Source organism: Actinomyces sp. Z16 (assembly GCF_003111765.1).
In the GTDB taxonomy this organism is placed as follows: domain Bacteria; phylum Actinomycetota; class Actinomycetes; order Actinomycetales; family Actinomycetaceae; genus Actinomyces; species Actinomyces glycerinitolerans.
The window spans coordinates 41062-59031 of the sequence record NZ_CP027862.1 but is presented as its reverse complement, the minus strand read 5'-3'; the positions used below and the strand labels follow the sequence as shown (position 1 = coordinate 59031).

Annotated in this window: 14 protein-coding genes; 8 read left to right on the top strand and 6 right to left on the bottom strand. The window is 70.1% G+C overall.

Going from position 1 to position 17970, the window contains the following annotated elements:
* Positions 1–31: 31 nt before the first annotated feature.
* The 4 genes from C3B71_RS00255 to C3B71_RS00240 all read right to left on the bottom strand — a co-directional run bounded on the left by C3B71_RS00255 (position 32) and on the right by C3B71_RS00240 (position 5335).
* Complete coding sequence (locus C3B71_RS00255) at positions 32–502, bottom strand: response regulator (protein ID WP_073333530.1); 471 nt, start codon at positions 500–502, stop codon at positions 32–34.
* Positions 499–2697, bottom strand: coding sequence for a sensor histidine kinase (locus C3B71_RS00250; RefSeq protein ID WP_108965294.1), 2199 nt, complete (start codon positions 2695–2697; stop codon positions 499–501). Before C3B71_RS00250 ends, C3B71_RS00255 begins: the two co-directional genes overlap by 4 nt.
* Positions 2694–4133, bottom strand: a complete 1440-nt coding sequence (locus C3B71_RS00245; protein WP_073333525.1) for an SLC13 family permease — start codon at positions 4131–4133, stop codon at positions 2694–2696. Before C3B71_RS00245 ends, C3B71_RS00250 begins: the two co-directional genes overlap by 4 nt.
* Before the next feature lie 290 nt (positions 4134–4423).
* Positions 4424–5335 (bottom strand): alpha/beta fold hydrolase, encoded by a 912-nt coding sequence (locus tag C3B71_RS00240; RefSeq protein WP_108965293.1) that lies wholly within the window; start codon positions 5333–5335, stop codon positions 4424–4426.
* 38 nt (positions 5336–5373) lie between these two features.
* Here C3B71_RS00240 and C3B71_RS00235 point away from each other — a divergent pair, with 38 nt between their 5' ends.
* The 3 genes from C3B71_RS00235 to mtnN all read left to right on the top strand — a co-directional run bounded on the left by C3B71_RS00235 (position 5374) and on the right by mtnN (position 7827).
* Entirely contained in the window at positions 5374–5841 is a 468-nt protein-coding gene (locus C3B71_RS00235; RefSeq protein ID WP_108965290.1) for an S-ribosylhomocysteine lyase, read from the top strand.
* 348 nt (positions 5842–6189) lie between these two features.
* Complete coding sequence (locus C3B71_RS00230; RefSeq protein WP_108965288.1) at positions 6190–7053, top strand: hypothetical protein; 864 nt, start codon at positions 6190–6192, stop codon at positions 7051–7053.
* A 9-nt stretch (positions 7054–7062) separates the two neighbouring features.
* Positions 7063–7827, top strand: a complete 765-nt coding sequence (gene mtnN / locus C3B71_RS00225) for a 5'-methylthioadenosine/S-adenosylhomocysteine nucleosidase (protein WP_181574849.1) — start codon at positions 7063–7065, stop codon at positions 7825–7827.
* Between the two features lie 116 nt (positions 7828–7943).
* Here mtnN and C3B71_RS00220 read toward each other — a convergent pair whose 3' ends face one another.
* Positions 7944–9530: an aspartate:alanine exchanger family transporter gene (locus tag C3B71_RS00220; protein WP_108965286.1), complete on the bottom strand. Its 1587-nt coding sequence runs from the start codon at positions 9528–9530 to the stop codon at positions 7944–7946.
* Between the two features lie 173 nt (positions 9531–9703).
* On the opposite strand from C3B71_RS00220, the gene C3B71_RS00215 reads away from it, so the two are divergent.
* Complete coding sequence (locus tag C3B71_RS00215; RefSeq protein WP_108965284.1) at positions 9704–12088, top strand: carbon starvation CstA family protein; 2385 nt, start codon at positions 9704–9706, stop codon at positions 12086–12088.
* Between the two features lies 1 nt (position 12089).
* Entirely contained in the window at positions 12090–12365 is a 276-nt protein-coding gene (locus C3B71_RS00210; protein WP_309300309.1) for a YbdD/YjiX family protein, read from the top strand.
* Positions 12366–12375: 10 nt separating this feature from the next.
* On the opposite strand, the gene C3B71_RS00205 is transcribed toward C3B71_RS00210, so the two are convergent.
* Positions 12376–13413: a LacI family DNA-binding transcriptional regulator gene (locus tag C3B71_RS00205; RefSeq protein ID WP_073333510.1), complete on the bottom strand. Its 1038-nt coding sequence runs from the start codon at positions 13411–13413 to the stop codon at positions 12376–12378.
* A gap of 176 nt (positions 13414–13589) precedes the next feature.
* Between C3B71_RS00205 and C3B71_RS00200 the strand changes: the two genes are divergently transcribed.
* The 3 genes from C3B71_RS00200 to C3B71_RS00190 all read left to right on the top strand — a co-directional run bounded on the left by C3B71_RS00200 (position 13590) and on the right by C3B71_RS00190 (position 17948).
* The gene (locus C3B71_RS00200; protein WP_199912535.1) at positions 13590–15485 is read left to right on the top strand and encodes a glycogen debranching N-terminal domain-containing protein; all 1896 of its coding nucleotides are present in this window, start codon (positions 13590–13592) and stop codon (positions 15483–15485) included.
* A gap of 73 nt (positions 15486–15558) precedes the next feature.
* A complete protein-coding gene (locus C3B71_RS00195) occupies positions 15559–16800 on the top strand; it encodes a sugar ABC transporter substrate-binding protein (RefSeq protein WP_108965282.1) in 1242 nt (413 codons plus the stop codon).
* Positions 16797–17948: a carbohydrate ABC transporter permease gene (locus C3B71_RS00190; RefSeq protein ID WP_234415977.1), complete on the top strand. Its 1152-nt coding sequence runs from the start codon at positions 16797–16799 to the stop codon at positions 17946–17948. The genes C3B71_RS00195 and C3B71_RS00190 overlap by 4 nt, the downstream gene beginning before the upstream one ends.
* Positions 17949–17970 lie beyond the last annotated feature (22 nt).

Genomic DNA, 17970 nt, shown 5'->3' with positions numbered 1-17970 from the left:
CACGGAGCCATCACAGCCTCACCGGGCTGCGTCAGCGCAACGCCTCCAGGGCCCGCACCCGGTCGAGGGCGCGCAGGTGCGGCAGTGGGTCGATGCCGGTCTCCAGCACGAAGTCGGTGAGTTGGTCGCGCACCACCTGCTGCAGCCGGGCCGGGTCCCAGGGCTTGGCGATGTAGTGGTCCAGCCCGGCGTCGTTGACGGCACGGATGGTGTCGGCCTGGTCGGCCTGCCCGGTGACCAGCACCTTGCGGGCGGCGGCGGTGCGCGCATCGGTGTTCATCTCCACCAGCATGTCGACGCCGCTGCGGCCGGGCATGCGATGGTCGGCCAGGACCAGGGCGAGCAGGTCGCCGTCGTCGTCGATGTCGCCGACCGCCTCCCAGGCGTCGGCGACGTCCTCGGCCGGCTCGATGCGCACCGTGGCGGCAAAGGGGGCCAGATCCCCGACGACGGCGTCCCGGACCTCCGGCTCGTCCTCAACGACCAGGATGGCGAGTTTCATGGCTTCTCCTTCGGGGAGCGTGAATGCTTGCGCGCCGGTTTACGCGGCTTCTTCCGGTCCGGGCGTCTGTCGGCCTGGTGCGGTCGCGGCGGCGGTCCCGGTGGGCTCTCGGGCAGGAGACCCGCGGCCGTCACGGTCGGGTGGGCGGGCAGCACCACGGTGACCCGGGTACGGCCGGGCTCGGAGTCGACCTTGATCGAACCGCGGTGGGCGTCCACCACGCTCTTGGCCAGTCCCATGCCCAGCCCCAGCCCGAAGCGCACCTGGCCGTGCTTGGTGGTGAAGCGGGGTTCGAAGATGCGCGGCAGGACGTCCGGGTCGATGCCCGGCCCGTTGTCCTGCACCTGCACCCGCACCCCGCCTGCCGTCGGCGCGATGCGTACCCTCACGCGGCCCGGGCGCGTCTTCCGGCCGGCCGCGGCGTCCGCCTTCGCCTGGGCGGCCAGGGCGTCGGCGGCGTTGGCGAGAATATTGGTCCACACCTGTACCAGTTCGCCGGCGTGGCCGGGCACCGCCGGCAGCGCGCCCGGGTCGGCCGGGTAATCGCGCTCGATCTCCACCCCCTCCAGCCGGTGCGCGGTCAGCCGCAGGGCGTCCTCAACCACTTCCCGCAGGTCCACATCGACCATGTCCTCCCCGTCGGGGCGCACATAGGTGGACAGGCTGGCAACGAGGCCGCTGATGCGGTCGGTGGCCAGGCGCATGTTTCGTTCGGCGCGGCCGATGGCGGCGGCCGCCTCGACGGTGGCCAGGCGAGCGGGGTCGGCGGCCAGCGCGCGGGCGGTGTGGGGATCGCCGTCGGCGTCGATGCCGGCCGCCACCAGCCTGCGGGCCAGTTCCCGATCCCCGACCACCTGCTCCAGTCGTTTGCGGGCGGCGCGCTCGGTGCGCGTGGAGGCGGCCGGTCGAGTGCGCGCGTCGGCGGCCACGGTCGCGATGAGCTCGCCGTCGGGGTGGGTGGCCAGCACGGCGGCCAGGTCCGCGCTCAGGTGGTCGCCGGCGCGCTCGAGCGCGGCCACGGGGTTGTTCAACTCGTGGGCGACCCCGGCCGCCAACTCCCCCAGGGTGGCGAAGCGCTCCTGCGCCAACAGCTCCAGGCGGGCCTGTTCCAGCGCGGTGAGGGTCTCCTGCACCTGGATCCGCTCGGCGTCCAGCGCCGCCGCCAGCTCGATCTTCTCCACCTGCAAGACCTCCGAGCGCTCCAGCCGCTTCGTCAGGGAGCGGATAATCAGCGCCGCGAGCACCTGCTCGGTGACCGGGTTCTCCCGCAGCGCCCGGTCCAGCTGCTCGATGGACAGCAGGATGAGTTCGACGTCGGTGGTGGTCGTAGCGGTGACGAAGGCGCGCCCGTGGCTGGCCAGCGACACCAGGCCGATGATGCGGCCGGTGGTGGCGTGATGAAGGGTGACCTCGCCGACCCGGGTGTGCCGGGTCAGCGCCACCGATCCGCGGACCACCACGTAGACGCCGTCGACGGCCTGCCCCTGGTGGGTCAGCCGCACCCCGGCCGGCAGCTGCAGGCGCGGGCGGGGACCGAGGACCTGCTCGCAGGCGGCGATGAGCTCGGCGGTCAGGGCGTCGGAGTGGTGGGTGAGTGCCTCCAGCAGCGGGGAGTGGTCCAACCCGTCGCCGTCGCGCAGACGACGGGGGTCGTCGTCGGGCAGGCGGTCGCGCATCCAGCGGCGGATCTGCGCCCGGGCCCGCTCGCCGATGGCACCCGGCGTCCAGGGCACGGCGATGACCTCGCGCACCAGGTCCTCGTCGATGGCGCGGCCCAGGTCGTGCAGTTCGGCCCGCTCGGTCAGCAGCACCAGCCGGGCGGCGGCCAGGGCGGGGTAGTGGGCGACGGCGGCGGCGACGTCGTCGAGACTGCCGACCTCGTCGGTGGCGATGATCAGGGCCACCGGCGCCGGCGCTACAGCCGGGGCCGCGAACGCGGAGGAGTCGGGCGCGGCGAGCGCGGCAGCGCTCGCGGTGGGGGGCGAGGCCTGGGCGGCGTCGGAGCGGCCGGTACTCGCCCATCGGAACAGCTCCGCCAGGGTCCGCACGCGCACGACGTCGGCCAGCGCCCGCACCGCCGGCGTGACCTCATGGGCGGCCTGGGTGCCCAGCGACGTCGGGGAGACCACGGCCACGACCAGCCGATCGTCGGCGTCGATGGCGGGCGTGGCGTCGGACGGGGGCGCGATGCTCATAGCATCCCCATCGCCGACCACAGCGTCGGCATCAGCAGCACCAGCACCGCCGTGCCGGCGATGCCGACGATCAGGCCGATCTTGGCCATGTCGCCGGTGGCGATCTCCCCGGTGGCGTAGGCGATCGCGTTGGGCGGGGTGGAGATCGGCAGGCTCATGCCCAGCGAGCAGGCCAGCGCCAGCACCACGGCGATGGTGACCGGCTCCAGGCCGCCGACGCTCGTGGCCAGGCCCATGGCCAGCGGCACCAGCAGGTTGCAGGCCGCGGAGTTGGAGATGACGTTGGACAGGGCCAGGCCCAGCGCGCCCATGAGCACCACCACCGCGAGGGCCGGCATGGAGGTCCAGTTGAACAGGTTGAGGATCCACACGTCCAGGCCGGTGGCGCCCACACCGTCACCCAGCGCGATGCCGCCGGCCACCAGCCACAACACATCCCAGGACAGCCCGGCCAGGTCCTTGCCGGTCATCACCCGGGTCACCAGCATGGCCACGATCGCCATGAAGCCGATCACGTTGGCGCTCAGGCCGTGTAGGGACTCGGTCATCCAGGCCAGGATGGTCACGGCGGCGATCACGTAGAACATGACCGCGCGGCGGTCGGTGTACCACTCGGCCCGCATGTCCAGCTTTACGGCGAGCCCGCCGGGCAGGAACACGGCGCAGATCAGCAGCCAGGCGCCCAGCAGGATGACCAGCATCAGCGGGATCGACATCATCATCCAGTCCAGGAAGCTGACCGCGTGGCCGGCCTCCGCCAGGGCGCCCAGGGCGATGGCGTTTGGGGGTGTGCCCACGGGCGTGCCCATGCCGCCCACATTCGCCGCCACCGGGATGGACAGCGCCAGGCCGGTGCGGGGGCGGCCCTCGGGGAGGGCGCCGAGCACCGGGATGACCACGGCGAACATGGTGGCGGTGGTGGCCGTGTTCGACATGAACATGCTCAGCACCGCGGTAATGATCATGAGCCCCAGCACGGTGCGGCGCGCGGAACCGGTGAAGGGCTTGATCAACACGGCGGCGAGGTTCTTGTCCAGGTGGAACTTCTCGGCGCCGTCGGCGATGAGGAAACCGCCCAGGAACAGCACAATCACGGGGTTGGCCAGGGCCGCGAAGAAGGAGGAGTAGGCGGTGGCGTCCGCGGGGACGGGCAGGACGGCCTGGTCCGAGATCAGCAGCACCTCCAGTCCGATCACCAGGACGGCGGTGGCCACCAGCGGGATCGCCTCGCTGACCCAGAAGACGATGGCAAGCAGGAAGATTGACAGCATCCGCTCGCCCAGGGGGTCCAGGTCTGGGACGTCGACGAGGAACGGCGCCACGAATACGGTGATGCCGATGAGTATGCCGATGATCTGCCTGCGGTTGAGCGGCTCGAGGCGATCGGGGGCGCCGGGGCGCGGACGATTGGCGGCGGGACGCGTGCGCGCGGGCATAGCTCCTCCTCGTGGCACCCGGTGCCGGTGTCCGGGGGTGTCCCCGACGTCTTTGCCGGGTAGGGAAAGCCTATGTGATGCGCGGCGCAAATGCCCGAAGCGGCTACCGCCCACGGCATTGGTAACCGGACCGCAAACCTCCCGACCGCGCGAGGCGAGCGCGCGACCAACCTCCCCCGTGAGCCCGGCCACCGCAAACCTCCCGACCGCGCGAGGCGAACACCTCGCCTGCTTGTCTGCGCACGGCGTGTCCACGCATCGTCGGGGGAGGAATGCCGCCGCTCCGGGGTTCAGCGCAGCAGCCGCTCCAGCCAGGGGTCCACGGCCGCCCAGAAGCCATCGGGGCGGGTGCGGCGCACGTCATGGCCCGCGCCGGGTACGAGCGCGGTCTCGACGTGTGGGTTGGCGATGCGGTCGAGAAGGTCCAGGCCCGCGGGACCCACGCGGGCCGAGCCGGGGCGGTCGCCGGTGACCAGGAGTGTGGGCACCGTCAGTGCCGCCATTGCCTCCTCCCATGGCACCGGTGGCGCGACCACGCCGGTGTCCAGCAGCGCCGGGTCGACCCGCTGGCTCGCCCACACGCCGGCGACGGCCTCGGCGACGGGCATCTCCGGGTCGGCCAGGGCGCGGGCCACGGCACCGGGCAGGTCGGAAAGATCGACCGCGCGGGCACGCTTGCGGGCGGCGCCCCGCTCCAGCAGCTCCTGCGGCGTGCGACTGCCATACCGCGCGGGATCCAACAGCACGGCCCCGGAGACCAACTCCGGGTGCCGGAGGGCCACCACCATGGCGGTGGCCGCCCCCATGGAATGACCGATCAGGACCGGCCGGCGACCTGGGTCGGCGGGCACTGATCCGGCCCGACCGCCGGCGAGGCTCCCGGCCCCGGCCCCGGTGGGAAGCGACGGACTCGGCTCCCTACCGACCTCACCCGAGGCGGCGGAGGGAGTCGGACACAGTTCCTCCAGGAGGTCGATCACGTCATCGACGAGCACGTCCCCGGCCCGGGCCAGCTGCGCCGGCGTCCAGCGCGGGGACAGGCCGTGGCCGCGGGCGTCGGCAGCGACCACCCGGTAGCCCCGGGCCACCCAGTGGTCGATGGCGTCCGCCTGGGAGATGGCGGAGCCGGTGATGCCGTGGAGGAGGATGAGGGTTGGGGCGTCGGCGGGGCCGACCACGATGCGGGCGAGGGGCAGACTCATGTCGCCATTCTTGCCCGGAATGCGGCTAGCCTGAAGTCATGACCAAGCACCGTATGAACGTGGAGTCCTTCAACCTCGACCACACCAAGGTGGCGGCGCCGTTCGTGCGTATCGCGGACCGCAAGCGGCTCCCTGGCGGTGACGAGCTGGTCAAATATGATGTGCGCTTCTGCCAGCCCAACCGGGAGCACCTGGAGATGCGGGCCGTGCACTCGATCGAACACCTGACCGCCGAACTCATGCGCAACCACACCGACCGGCTGATCGACTGGGGGCCGATGGGATGCCAGACCGGTTTCTACGCGCTGACCCTGGGCTTGGAGCCGGAGGAGTTCCTGCCACTGCTCGAGGCGACGTTCCGCGACATCCTTGAGGCGACGGAAGTGCCGGCCGCCAATGAGGTCCAGTGCGGTTGGGGCGCCCACCACTCGCTGGAGGCCGCCCAGGAGGCGGTCCGCGGCTTCCTGGACAAGCGCGATCAGTGGGAGACCGTGTTCGCCAGTTAGCGTGCGGCGGAAAGTGTCCATCGGTGACCACTTTGACGTTGACCGGCATGCCGGCGCGACCGGAACCGGCGTAGTTGCAAGGGTTTGAGCTAGTCTCTGTTGGAGACTACTGGATCGTTTCTGCCAAAGTGGTCACCGATGGACATTTCTGAGCTCACGAACACCCGCTGACATCCAAGCCAGCACCCGGCGGGGCCCATGCAACCGACGTGTGTGCGACAGGCCTTAATTGGGGTGTCTATAGCGTGAGCCGGCCCGCCTTGTGGATAAATCACTTTCCGCAACACGTTATCCACAGACTGGGTATTCGGCATTGTCGGCAGCGCCTGCCCAGTCGATGCTCACTCCATGGGGTATGCGAACAGGCGGGACCAGATCCTGCGGGTGCTGGCGGCGGCGCACGGCGCTGCCCGGGCGCGCTACCTCTCCGCCGACCGCACCGCTCGGCGCACACTCGCGCGCATGGTGGAGCAGGGCGTGGTCCAGGAGCATCCGAGGCGAGTCATCGCCCTTCCCGGGACGAAGCGGGAAGTCATTGTCGCCCGGCAGATGGGTGGACTAATTGGCTGTGCCCATGGTGTCGTCGCCTGTGGGCTCCCCACTCAGGACACCCCCGGCCCCAACGTACATGTGCTGGTGTCCACCACGCCGCGGGCGGCTCCGCTGCGCACCACCTGTCATCACATCCCCGACCTTTACGTTGACCCGCTCGGCTCGCCCTACGCCGATGCGGAAACCGTGCTGATCACCTTCATGCGGTGCGCGGGGCCGCTGGACGCGCTGATCGCCCTGGATGCGGCTCTACGGGGCGGCCTGGTCACCAAGGATCAGCTTCGCGCCAGATTGCACGGCAACCGCAATGGCCCACTGCGCCGGCTGCTGGACCGGGCCAACCCCAAGGCACGCTCGCTGCTGGAGACCATTGCGCGCTACGAACTTGAGGAGGCGGGCGCCACACCAGAGGTGGGGGTAGAGGTGCCCATAGGAGAGTTGGATTTGCTGCTGGGGCGGATAGACATCGAGACCGACGGGCACGAGTTCCATAGCCAGCGGGCCGACTGGGAGCACGACCGCCATCGCGACCAATGGCTCGTCGCGCACGGCTACACGCCGCTGCGGTTGACCTCACGCCAAGTACTCACGCATCAGACCGTCGAACTGGTGCGACCCGTAGCGCAACGCCTGGGCTACTGGCCCGATCGGGAGGCCTAAGCTCAGGGTATGAGCGCGATTCCGAGTCATGTGCCGCAGTCGATCCGCCGTCGAGTGGCCGCCGTGGTCGTGGTGGCGATGCCGGAGGAGGCCCAGCCCTTCCTGGATCGTCTGCCGCGGCTTGTTGACGCGACCGCCCCGCGTCTTCCGGGCGGTGCCGAGGCCTGGCCGCTGGACCTGGGGGGAGCGCGCGAGTTGCTCCTGGTGCGCTCGGGCATCGGACTGGTGGCATCCGCGAGCGCCCTGGCGACGGTGCTCACGCAGGTGGCCCCGGAGCTCATCGTCTCCGCGGGCACTACCGGCGGCCTGGGTCGGGAGGTCGAGGTTGGGGACGTGTGCGTGTCTACCGAGCTGGCCTACACGGATGTGGATGCCACCGCCTTCGGCTATGCACCGGGCCAAACCCCGGGGCAGCCGGCCACCTTCACCGGCGATCCGGGTCTGGTGGCACGCGCCGGAGCGGCCGCAGACGCCCTGCACGCCGCCACGCCGGCCGCCGGATCCGCCCACATCCACGTGGGGCAGATGCTCGCGGGCGGCTCCTTCGTCACCGCCGCGAACGTGAAGGACACCCGCGAGCGCTTCCCGCAGGCAGTCAGCACCGATATGGAATCGACCGCCCTGGCCCAGGTGGCACACGCCGCGGCCATCCCCTTCGCCTCAATCCGCGGCGTCTCGGACCTGTGCGGCCCGGAGGCCGGCCAGGACTTCCACATCGGCGCCGATGAGGCCGCTGCCCGCTCGGCCGCCGTGGTGTTGGCGGCGCTGGGCTGAGCGGTGCGAGCCGTGCCCGGGGCCAAGACGCCCGCGGCATGAGCCGGCGATTGTACGGAAGCCACCACGTACGTTTATGCGGGAAGTTCCACGTACTTCCCGGCCCCCGGCCGCCCCTACACCGCCACAAGCACCTGCACCATGACGATCTTCACCACGATCGCCAGGGCGAACAGAGTGGCGTAGCCGGCCTCCACCCGCTCGTCGTCACGCTTGGACAGGGCGAAGGCGAGGATGGCGGGCTGGCCCACGAGCCCCGCCAGGCCGCCGGCCGCGCGCGGTGCGCTCAACCCCACCCGGCGGGCGCCCGCCAACAGCACCACCGCGCCCACCCCCACGACGAGCGCGGCCAGGCCACCTACCGCCAGCCCCGTCATCGAGAAGGCGGAGGCGGCGAAGTCCTGGCCGGAGGCCAGGCCGATGGCGGCCAGGAAGAACAGCAGCCCGAGCTGACGGATGGTGGCGTTGGCGGCGTGCGGCAGCTGCCAGATGAAGGGACCGGTGCGGCCCAGACGACCCAGCACCATGCCGACCACGAGCGGCCCCGCGGCCACACCCAGCCGCAGGGTGATGCCGCCGGGCAGCGGGATGGCGACCAGCCCCGCGAGTACGCCCAGGGCCATTCCCACCCCGACGGAGAAGGCGTCGATCTGGGCGATGGACTTCTCGGAGTCGCCGAAGTAGTCGGCGGCCCGCTCCAGATCCCCGGATGGCACCACGGCCAGCACCCGGTCGCCGAGTTCGAGCACCAGGTCGTCGTTGGCGAGCAGGTCCAGGTCGCCACGGCGCACGCGGGTGATGACGCCCTGGAAGCGGCCGTGCATGTCGAGTTCGCCGATGGTGCGTCCCGCCACGCGGGTGGAGGAGACGGTCAGGCGCCGGTAGTCGACCACGGTGCGGTCCTTGGCCAGGCAGCGGTCGTAGCCGGTGCCGAGCTCATGAATGGCGTCCTCCAGGGCGGTCGGGGCGCCGACGATCACCACCTTGTCGCCGGGCAGCAGCTCCTCGTCGGGGGAGACGACGCGGGTGGCGCCGTCGCGTTCCAGGTAGGAGATGCGGATGCGGTTGCGCTGGAAGGCCTCCAGCTCGCTCAGGGCGACGCGGCGCAGCAGGAACACGCTGGTGGCCTCCAGGCCGTCGGCCGAGGCGGGGCGGGGGTCGCGGCGCCCGGGCCAGTCGCGGCCGATGACCATGGCGACGATGAGGATGGCGACGGCGACGCCGACCGGGTAGGCCAGGGCGTAACCGACGGCGGGCTCCTGGGTGCCGGCGGCCTCGATCGCGGAGTCCAGGACCGGGCTGGTCAGGGCCCCCGCGTAAGCGCCCGCGTCCATGGCCGGGCTGATGCCGGTCAGGCGGGCGTACACCGCCCCGGCGCCGCCGGCGAGCACGAGCGCCAGCACGCACAGGGCCATGAGCGGCAGCTGGCGCCGCAGGTTGCGGAAGAAGGTGTTGCCGGCCCCGATGCCGACGGTGTAGCAGAACAGTCCCAGGCCCAGGCTGCGCAGCAGGATCAGGTTCTCCCCCAGGCTCGGATCCAGGGCGCCGACGGCGAGGCCGACGAACAGTGCTCCGGCGGCCCCGAAGCGGATCGGCCCGAAGGGGATCTGCCCGACGGCGGTGCCCACCCCGATCACCAGGAAGACGGTCAGGATCGGCGCGGAGGCGAGCACGTCGACGACGGAGGCGAGTAGGTCTGGCACGGGGTCAGGCTAGCCGGAGACCCATGAGGATTCCCGACACGTCGGCGGCAACGGATATCGTGACAGCACGTGACGGTAATTGTCCGGTCACTTATGTGAGAACTAAGCTGCCCGAGTACGGGCCCTCCCCGGCCCGACGTTCGTTTATCCCCTCCTCGATGATGAGAGACTGCATGGAAACCGACATAGCTCCCGCCCGTCCCTCCTACTCCCCCGACGAAGAGCGCCTGATCATCCGCAACCGTCAGGGCGTGCCCGTAGGCATAAAGCCGCATACCAAGTGGACCCCGAAGAAGATCGCCCTGTGGGTCGCCATCACGGCCCTGGGCGTGCTGGGCTGGTGGATGCTCGCCGTCGCACGCGGCGAGAACGTCAACACCATCTGGTTCGTGGTCACCGCGATCTGCACCTACGCCATCGGCTACCGCTTCTACGCCCTGTACATCCAGCGCACCATCATGCGGCCCGACGACACCAACGCCACCCCGGCCGAGCGCATCAACAACGGCCGCGACTTCGATCCGACCCACCGCGTAGTCCTCTACGGCCACCACTTCGCCGCCATCGCCGGCGCGGGCCCGCTGGTGGGCCCCGTCCTGGCCGCCCAGATGGGCTACCTGCCGGGCACGCTGTGGATCATCCTCGGCGTCGTCGTCGCCGGCGCGGTTCAGGATATGCTGGTGCTGTTCTTCTCCATGCGCCGCGGCGGCCGCTCCCTGGGGCAGATGGCGACCGACGAGATCGGTCGGGTCGGCGGCACCGTGGCCACCGTCATCGTCCTGGTCATGCTGATGATCGTGCTGGCCGTGCTGGCCATGGTGTGCGTCAACGCGCTCGCCGAGTCCCCCTGGGGCGTCTTCTCCGTCGGCTGCACCATCCCGATCGCCATCTGCATGGGCCTGTGGCTGCGCTTCGTCCAGCCCGGCCGCATCACCCAGGTCTCGCTCGTCGGCTTCGCCGTACTCATCGGCGTCATCATCTCCGGGCGCTGGGTCGCGGAGTCCTCCTTCGGCCAGTACCTGCACCTGTCGCCCACCACCCTGGTGTGGTGCATGATCGTCTACGGCTTCCTCGCCGCCGTCCTGCCCGTGTGGGTGCTGCTCACCCCGCGCGACTACCTGTCCACCTTCATGAAGGTCGGCACCATCGCGGTCCTGGCCGCCGGCATCATCATTGTGCGGCCCGTGGTCGAGATGGCCGCCGTCTCCGAGTTCGCCCTGAACACCGACGGCCCCGTATTCGCCGGCAAGCTCTTCCCCTTCCTGTTCATCACCATCGCCTGCGGCGCCCTGTCCGGCATGCACGCCACCGTGTCCTCCGGCACCAGCCCGAAGATGATTCAGAAGGAGAGCCAGGTCCGCATGATCGGTTACGGCGGCATGCTCATGGAGTCCTTCGTCGCGATCATGGCCCTGGCGGCCGCGGTCTCTCTGAGCCCGGGCATCTACTTCTCCATGAACACCTCCGCCGCCACCATGAACGCACTCGCCGGCGACGACGTCGTCGCCACCGCCTCCAACCGCGAGGAGGTGGCGGCAGCGGCCGTCGCCAACCTCGGGGTGACCGACGCCCACGGGGACTCGCTCGTTCCGGTGTGGGACTCCTGGGACGAGGACGGAAATCCGAAGACGTACACGGGGGCCGAGGCGCTGGAGCAGGTGGCCTCCGACGTCGGCGAGCCGAGCATCATCTCCCGCACCGGCGGCGCCCCCACGCTGAGCGTGGGCATGTCGCACATCCTCCACCAGATCGGCGGCGGCCGGACGATGATGGGCTTCTGGTACCACTTCGCCATCATGTTCGAGGCGCTGTTCATCCTCTCCGCCGTCGACGCCGTCACTCGCGTGGCGCGCTTCCAGCTCGGTGACGCCCTGGGCAACATCTGGCCGAAGTTCCGCGACCCGTCCTGGCACGTGGGGGCGTGGGCGACCACCGGCGTCGTCGTGGCGGCCTGGGGTTCGCTGCTGCTCATGGGCGTGACCGACCCGCGCGGCGGCATTCAGACGCTCTACCCGCTGTTCGGCATCGCCAATCAGCTCATCGCGGCCATCGCCCTGCTGCTGTGCCTGGTGATGACGGTGCGCAAGGGGCGGCTGAAGTACGCGTGGATTCCCGCGATCCCGCTGGTCTTCGACACGGCCGTCACCTTCACGGCGTCGTGGCAGAAGATCTTCTCCACCGATCCGCAGGTGGGCTACTTCCAGCAATGGCGCAATGCACGGGCGCTGCTGCCCACGCTCACCGACGCGGAGGCGATCAGCGTGCAGCGAGCCATTATTCGCAACACCATGATCCAGGGGACGCTGTCGGTCGTGTTCCTCGTGCTCGTCGCCTTCGTCATGCTGTGTGCGGCCATCACCATGGTGCGGGCCGTGCGCGCGGGCGACACCACCACCTCCGAGGATCCGTATCAGGAGTCGAACTTCTACGCCCCCGAGCACCTGATCGCCAGCCCGCTGGAGAAGAAGCTCGTCAACGAGTACGCGCTCGTCGGCGACCCGGCGCTGATTCCGGGCCGCTCCGCCAAGGCGGACGACGCGGACACCCAGGACCGCTGAGATGGCCGAAGTGACCGCCGAGGCGGCCGAGGCCGTCGGCACGACGGCGTCCGCCGCGCCGCGGATGCGTTCCGCGGCGCGGCGGGCACGTCGGATTCGCGCGGGCCTGGCCCGAGCGCGCGGGTTGTGGCGCGACTTCACGGGCGAGTCGGCCTACGACCGCTACGTCGAACGGCATCGGCGCGAGCACCCCGACCACGCACCGATGAGTGCGCGCCAGTGGTGGCGGGCCCGGGCCGACTTCGACGAGAGCAACGTCTCCGCCGGCTGCTGCTGACCTGCCGCGCTCAGGCATCGCTCCCGAGCACGCTCGGGTCCTGGATGACGGCGCTGCGCACTCGCAGCTCGGGGGTGATGACCCGACTGCCGGCTGCCTGCGCGACGACCCGGCCGTCCTTGACCAGCAGGTCGAGAACGGCCTGCGCGACGAGGTCGATGCGTTGATCCACGCTGGATAGGCCGACGGCACGCGCCACGGGGGTGTTGTCGAAGCCGATCACGCGCACTTTCGGCCCGACGGCGAGGAGCGCCCCGAAGGCCAACGAATCCGAGGCGCAGACCAGTCCATCGATGTCGGTATGGCGTGTAAGTAGTTGCGTCGCGGCACGCATGGCATCCGCGACGTTGTCGGGGCAGGTGGTCACGAGCTCGTCGGCGTCGCTGGCGTTCATCAACCCGCCCTCCAGGACGGCGTCGCGCCACCCGGCGCATCGAGACACGCCCTGACCCGCCGAGTCCGGCCAGCCGAGAAAACCAATCCTCGTCGCACCGGTGTCGATGAGGTATTCGGCGGCGGCGCGAGTACCGGCAGCGCCGTCCACGTCGACCCACGGGTGCTCGGCCGCCTCCTCTTCACCCCACGGTCTGCCGAAGGACACACATGGCACGCCCCTGTCGCGCAGCCAGGCGGGGCGCGGATCACCCGCCTGCGTGTCAGTGAGGATGACACCGTCGATGTCCCCGGAGGCGACCAGCTCGCGCAGTCTGGTGATCTCGTCGTCGCGATCGGCGGCGGTGTACAGCAGGATGCGCAGCCCCAGTTGGGCGGCGCGCATCGTGATCTCGTGGAGGAAGACATCGAGGATGGCGCCGGATATCCCCGCCGGCAGCGGGGCGAGGCGCAGCCCAATGGTGTCGGAGCGACGAGTGCGCAGACGGCGGGCGGCGGCATCGGCGCGGTAGCCGAGCTCGTCGACCGCGGCATGCACCTTGCGGGCGGTGGCCGGACGGACGCGCTCGGGATTGTTCAGGACGTTGGACACGGTCTGCGGTGAGACGCCGGCGCGGCGCGCCACCTCCTGAATGGTCACGGCCCTGGCCGCCATGCCTCTCCACCCCCATGATGTTGCGGGCGTCTCGCCCCGCCACAGCTTACTTCATACCGGAGAACAGGTCCTGTCTTATAACGATCAAATGTAGTGCTACCAAGGACTTGATCGTTAAAATAATCTTGCTTATGCTGGCGACGTTCGCGTCAGCGCCGATGAAGTCGAGGACCGTCATGACCCAGCTCCAACCTCTCCTCCATGAGCAGGTCGTGATCGTCAACGCCCCGGCACAGGCGATCGCCGCGCCCGACGGTTCCATGGGCGATGCGCCCGTACAGGGGGTCTACCAGTCGGATGTGCGCGCACTGCGCCTGCGCGCGCTGTCCGTAACGGGCTCCGCGCTGGAACACCTGAGCGTCGAGCGGTGCGGTGCCGCGGCCTCACGCCATCGCGCCCTCGCCCGCGGCCTCGACCGCGGCGGGGCCGATCCCCGCAGCATCATCACCACCGATCGCACGCTCGTCCCCGCCGACGACGGCACCGTCCTCACCGAGACACTGACTGTGCGGATCGCCCAGGACCGACCCGTATCCACGACCCTCACTCTCGAGCTGGCCGCCGACCTGTCCCCCCTCGCCATGATCAAGGGCGGTGAGCGTCTGAGCGACCTTCCCTGGACCGTCGCCGGCGGAGACACCGCCTCGGTCCGCCGCGGCCAGGTGCGCGCCGTCGTCAACGCCCCCGAGGCACGTCTGGAAACCGTAGGCACGCGCCTGCGTCTGCACTGGGACGTCTCGGTCGCCGCCGATATCCCCTTCACCGCGTCCTGGTCCCTGACCGCATCCGACGACGACGCCGTCGTCCAGCCCGCCCCCGCCCTGCCGGCCCGCAAGCGCCGTGGAACACCTGATGCGCGCGCAGCCGCCTGGCTGGAGGTCGCCCTGGATGACCTGGACCACCTGCTGCTGGCCCGCCGCGCCACACCGACCCAGCCCTTCGCCGCCGCGGGCGCACCCTGGTTCCTGACCCTGTTCGGCCGGGACTCGCTGTGGACCTCACGCTTGCTGCTGGAAGCCGCCGACCCCTGGTCCCTGGCCCTGGCGGAGGGCACGCTGCGCACCCTCGCGGACCTGCAGGGGCGCAGGTACGACGTCGACACCGCCGAACAGCCCGGGAAGATCATGCACGAGCTGCGCCGGGAGGCGAACGCGGTCGATGCCGACACGGTCCTGCCGCCGCTCTACTACGGGACGATCGACGCCACCGAGCTGTGGATCCTCACGCTGACCGACGCCCGCCGCGCGGGTTTGGCCGAGCCCGTCGTGCGCGAACTACTGGACCCCCTGCGCCGGGCACTGTCCTGGTTGACCACCTGCGCCGACACCGACGACGACGGCTTCATCGAGTATGTGGACGGCACCGGAAGGGGCCTGGCCAACCAGGGTTGGAAGGACTCCGGCGACTCCATTCAGTTCGCCGACGGCCGCATCGCGCAGGGGCCGATCGCGCTCGTGGAGGTGCAGGCCTACGCCCATGCCGCGGCGCTGGCCGGGGCGGAGCTGCTGCGTGACTTCGGCAACGGCGACGACGCGGTCCTGGCGGCGACGGCAACCACCTGGGCCGCCGCGCTGCGGGAGCGCTTCGCGGAGGCCTTCTGGCGCGGGGACACCGCCGACGGCTACCCCGTCATCGCCCTGGATGCACGCAAGCAGCAGGTCGACTCTCTCGCAAGCAACATCGGCCACCTGTTGGGAACCGGCATCCTGGACCGGGCACAGTCGCGTCGGGTGGCCGAGCTGCTGGTCTCCCCGGAACTCAACTCCGGCTATGGCGTGCGCACCCTGGCCTCCACCATGGCCGGCTACTGGCCGTTGAGCTACCACGGCGGATCGGTGTGGACCCATGACACCGCCATCGCCATCGACGGCCTGCTGCGCGACGGCTTCACCTCCCAGGCGCGCACGCTCGCCGAGGCCCTACTGACGGCGGCGCCCTGCTTCGGGTTCCGCATGCCCGAGCTGTTCTCCGGGACGTCGGCCGACGACGGCGCCCCGGTCCCCTACCCGGCCTCCTGCCGGCCACAGGCGTGGGCGGCGGCCGCCGGCGCCGTGGTCGCCCGCGCACTCTGAGTCCACCGCCCCATACCTACCAAGCCCACATCAACCCACCATCCCCCGCCCGGGACACCTCAAAGGAGAGAACATGAAGATCACTCGCCGTACCTTCGGCACCTACACCATCGCCGCCGCAATCACCGCAACGCTGGCAGCCTGCGGATCCAACTCGATGGACGACTCCGGGAACGCCGCCGCCTCCGGATCCGGAGGCGGCCTCACGCTCCTGATCGCCTCGTCCGGCGACGCCGAAACCGCGGCCTACACGACCGCCGTCGAGGCCTTCACCGCCGATACCGGCATCGCGGTGGAGCTGCAACTCGCGACCGACCTCCAGCAGGAACTCGCCCAGGGATTCGCCGCCGACTCCCCCGCGGACGTCTTCTACCTGGCCCCCGACTATCTCGCCTCCTACGCGGACAACGGATCGCTCTACGCCTACGGCGACCAGCTGAGCAATGTCGACGACTTCTATCCGTCTTTGGTCTCCAGCCTCACTCGCGACGGCGTTCTGTACGGCGCCCCGAAGGACTTCTCAACGCTGGCCCTGTTCATCAATACGGCCATGTGGCAGGCCGCCGGGCTTACCGAGGCCGACTACCCGACCGACTGGGAATCCCTGGAGTCGGTCGCGGCGAAGCTCGCCGCCTCCGGCACCACGCCGCTGACATGCAGTCCCGAATACGCCCGCGTCGGGGCCTTCATGGCGCAGGCAGGGGGCGGACTGACCAACGCGGACGGCACCGAGGCCACCGCGAACTCCGAAGGCTCGATCACGGGCCTGACCGAGGTGAAGACCCTGCTCGAATCCGGCGCGCTCGTGTTCTCCTCCGATCTCGGTGCCGGTTGGGGCGGGGAGGCCTTCGGTTCCGGTCTTGCAGCCATGGCGATTGAGGGAAACTGGCTGGTCGGCTCCCTGTCCGCCGACTACCCCGACATCGAGTATGTAGCCGTCGAGCTTCCCGCGGGCCCCGCCGGGAAGGGCACCATGCAGTTCACCAACGGCTACGGCATCGCCGAGGCGTCGGTGCACAAGGAGGACGCCGTCAAGTTGGTGGAGTACCTGACCTCCACGGAGCAGCAACTCGCCTTCGCCCAGGCCTTCGGCGTCATGCCCTCGGTCTCCTCCGCCCGCGAGCAGTGGGAGGCGGAGAACCCGACCATGACCGCCTTCATCGCTGGCGCCGACTACGCCATCAACGTGCCCACCGCCGCCGGGGCGGCCGACGTCGTCGCCGACTTCAACTCCCAGATCGCAACCCTGTCCAGCGCGGACCCGAAGACGATCCTGGAGTCCGTCCAGACCAATCTTGAGGCCGTGATCGCGTGAGCTCCCGCCGATCCCGCTCCAGGGCGGACAGTACTGGCACACGGCGTCGCCACGGGGGAGGCGGCCTGGTCGGTTGGCTGTTCGTTGCGCCGGCCGTGATCGTCCTGGCGGTGTTTCTGCTACTCCCGGTACTCATGGCGGCGTGGGTCAGCGTCTCCGACTGGAGCGGGGTCGGCAGCCCGCTGTCCGGCTCCGTGAACTTCGTCGGCGCCGCTAATTACGCCGAACTCGTCTCCGGCGGGCTGGCGACCCGCGACTTCGGTATCGCCCTGCGCAACAACCTGTGGTACGTGCTGCTGGTGGTGCCGACACAGACATTTCTGTCCCTGTTCCTCGCCGTGCTCGTCAACCAGCGGATCATGGCCCGCGGCGTATTCCGCACCGCCTTCTACTTCCCCTCGGTGACGAGTTCGGTGGCCATCACGGTGCTGTGGCTCTTCCTGTTCTCAGCCTCCGGCGCCGTCAACAAGATTCTGTCCCATCTGGGCATCACCGGTCCCAACTGGTTCCACGATCCCACCGGCGTCGTCGCCGCCCTCCTCGGACTGCTCGGCATCGACGGGTCGCGGACGCTGACCGGCAGGTTCCTCGGCGTCACGGCGTGGGAGTGGCTGTCCGGCCCGTCCTTCGCAATGACCGCCTTCATCGTCATGGCGGTATTCACGACGTCGGGCACCTTCATGCTCATCTTTCTGTCCGCCCTCCAATCGCTGAGCCCGTCGGTGGACGAGGCCGCCATGATCGACGGCGCCGGTACGTGGACGCGCTTCTGGAGGGTGACGGTCCCCCAGCTCAAGCCGACCTTCTTCACGGTCATCACGCTCGGCCTCATCGGCTGCTGGCAGGTCTTCGACCAGATCTACACGGGCACGCAGGGCGACCCCGGCAAGACCACGCTGACGCCCGCGTACCTGTCCTACCAGGCCGCCTTCTCCAACCAGAAGTGGGGCCGCGGCTCCGCCATAGCCTTCGTGCTGTTCGCGATCATCATCGCGCTGACGCTGCTACAGCGCTGGGTGCTGCGCGACAAGGATGACGTGCGGGCGAGGCGGGCCGAGCGGCGTCGGCGGCGACAGTCCCGACGGCGACAGCGAAGCTCCGCGCAGGCGGTCACCGCCGAGGGCATCATGGAGGGGGTGGGCCGATGAATGCCAGCGGGTCATCCGGGCG

Bases quoted from the DNA above. Each gene is read 5' to 3' on its own strand.
- C3B71_RS00255 (WP_073333530.1), bottom strand. From the start codon at position 502: ATGAAACTCGCCATCCTGGTCGTTGAGGACGAGCCGGAGGTCCGGGAC.
- C3B71_RS00250 (WP_108965294.1), bottom strand. From the start codon at position 2,697: ATGAGCATCGCGCCCCCGTCCGACGCCACGCCCGCCATCGACGCCGAC.
- C3B71_RS00245 (WP_073333525.1), bottom strand. From the start codon at position 4,133: ATGCCCGCGCGCACGCGTCCCGCCGCCAATCGTCCGCGCCCCGGCGCC.
- C3B71_RS00240 (WP_108965293.1), bottom strand. From the start codon at position 5,335: ATGAGTCTGCCCCTCGCCCGCATCGTGGTCGGCCCCGCCGACGCCCCA.
- C3B71_RS00235 (WP_108965290.1), top strand. From the start codon at position 5,374: ATGACCAAGCACCGTATGAACGTGGAGTCCTTCAACCTCGACCACACC.
- C3B71_RS00230 (WP_108965288.1), top strand. From the start codon at position 6,190: ATGGGGTATGCGAACAGGCGGGACCAGATCCTGCGGGTGCTGGCGGCG.
- mtnN (WP_181574849.1), top strand. From the start codon at position 7,063: ATGAGCGCGATTCCGAGTCATGTGCCGCAGTCGATCCGCCGTCGAGTG.
- C3B71_RS00215 (WP_108965284.1), top strand. From the start codon at position 9,704: ATGGAAACCGACATAGCTCCCGCCCGTCCCTCCTACTCCCCCGACGAA.
- C3B71_RS00210 (WP_309300309.1), top strand. From the start codon at position 12,090: ATGGCCGAAGTGACCGCCGAGGCGGCCGAGGCCGTCGGCACGACGGCG.
- C3B71_RS00205 (WP_073333510.1), bottom strand. From the start codon at position 13,413: ATGGCGGCCAGGGCCGTGACCATTCAGGAGGTGGCGCGCCGCGCCGGC.
- C3B71_RS00200 (WP_199912535.1), top strand. From the start codon at position 13,590: ATGACCCAGCTCCAACCTCTCCTCCATGAGCAGGTCGTGATCGTCAAC.
- C3B71_RS00195 (WP_108965282.1), top strand. From the start codon at position 15,559: ATGAAGATCACTCGCCGTACCTTCGGCACCTACACCATCGCCGCCGCA.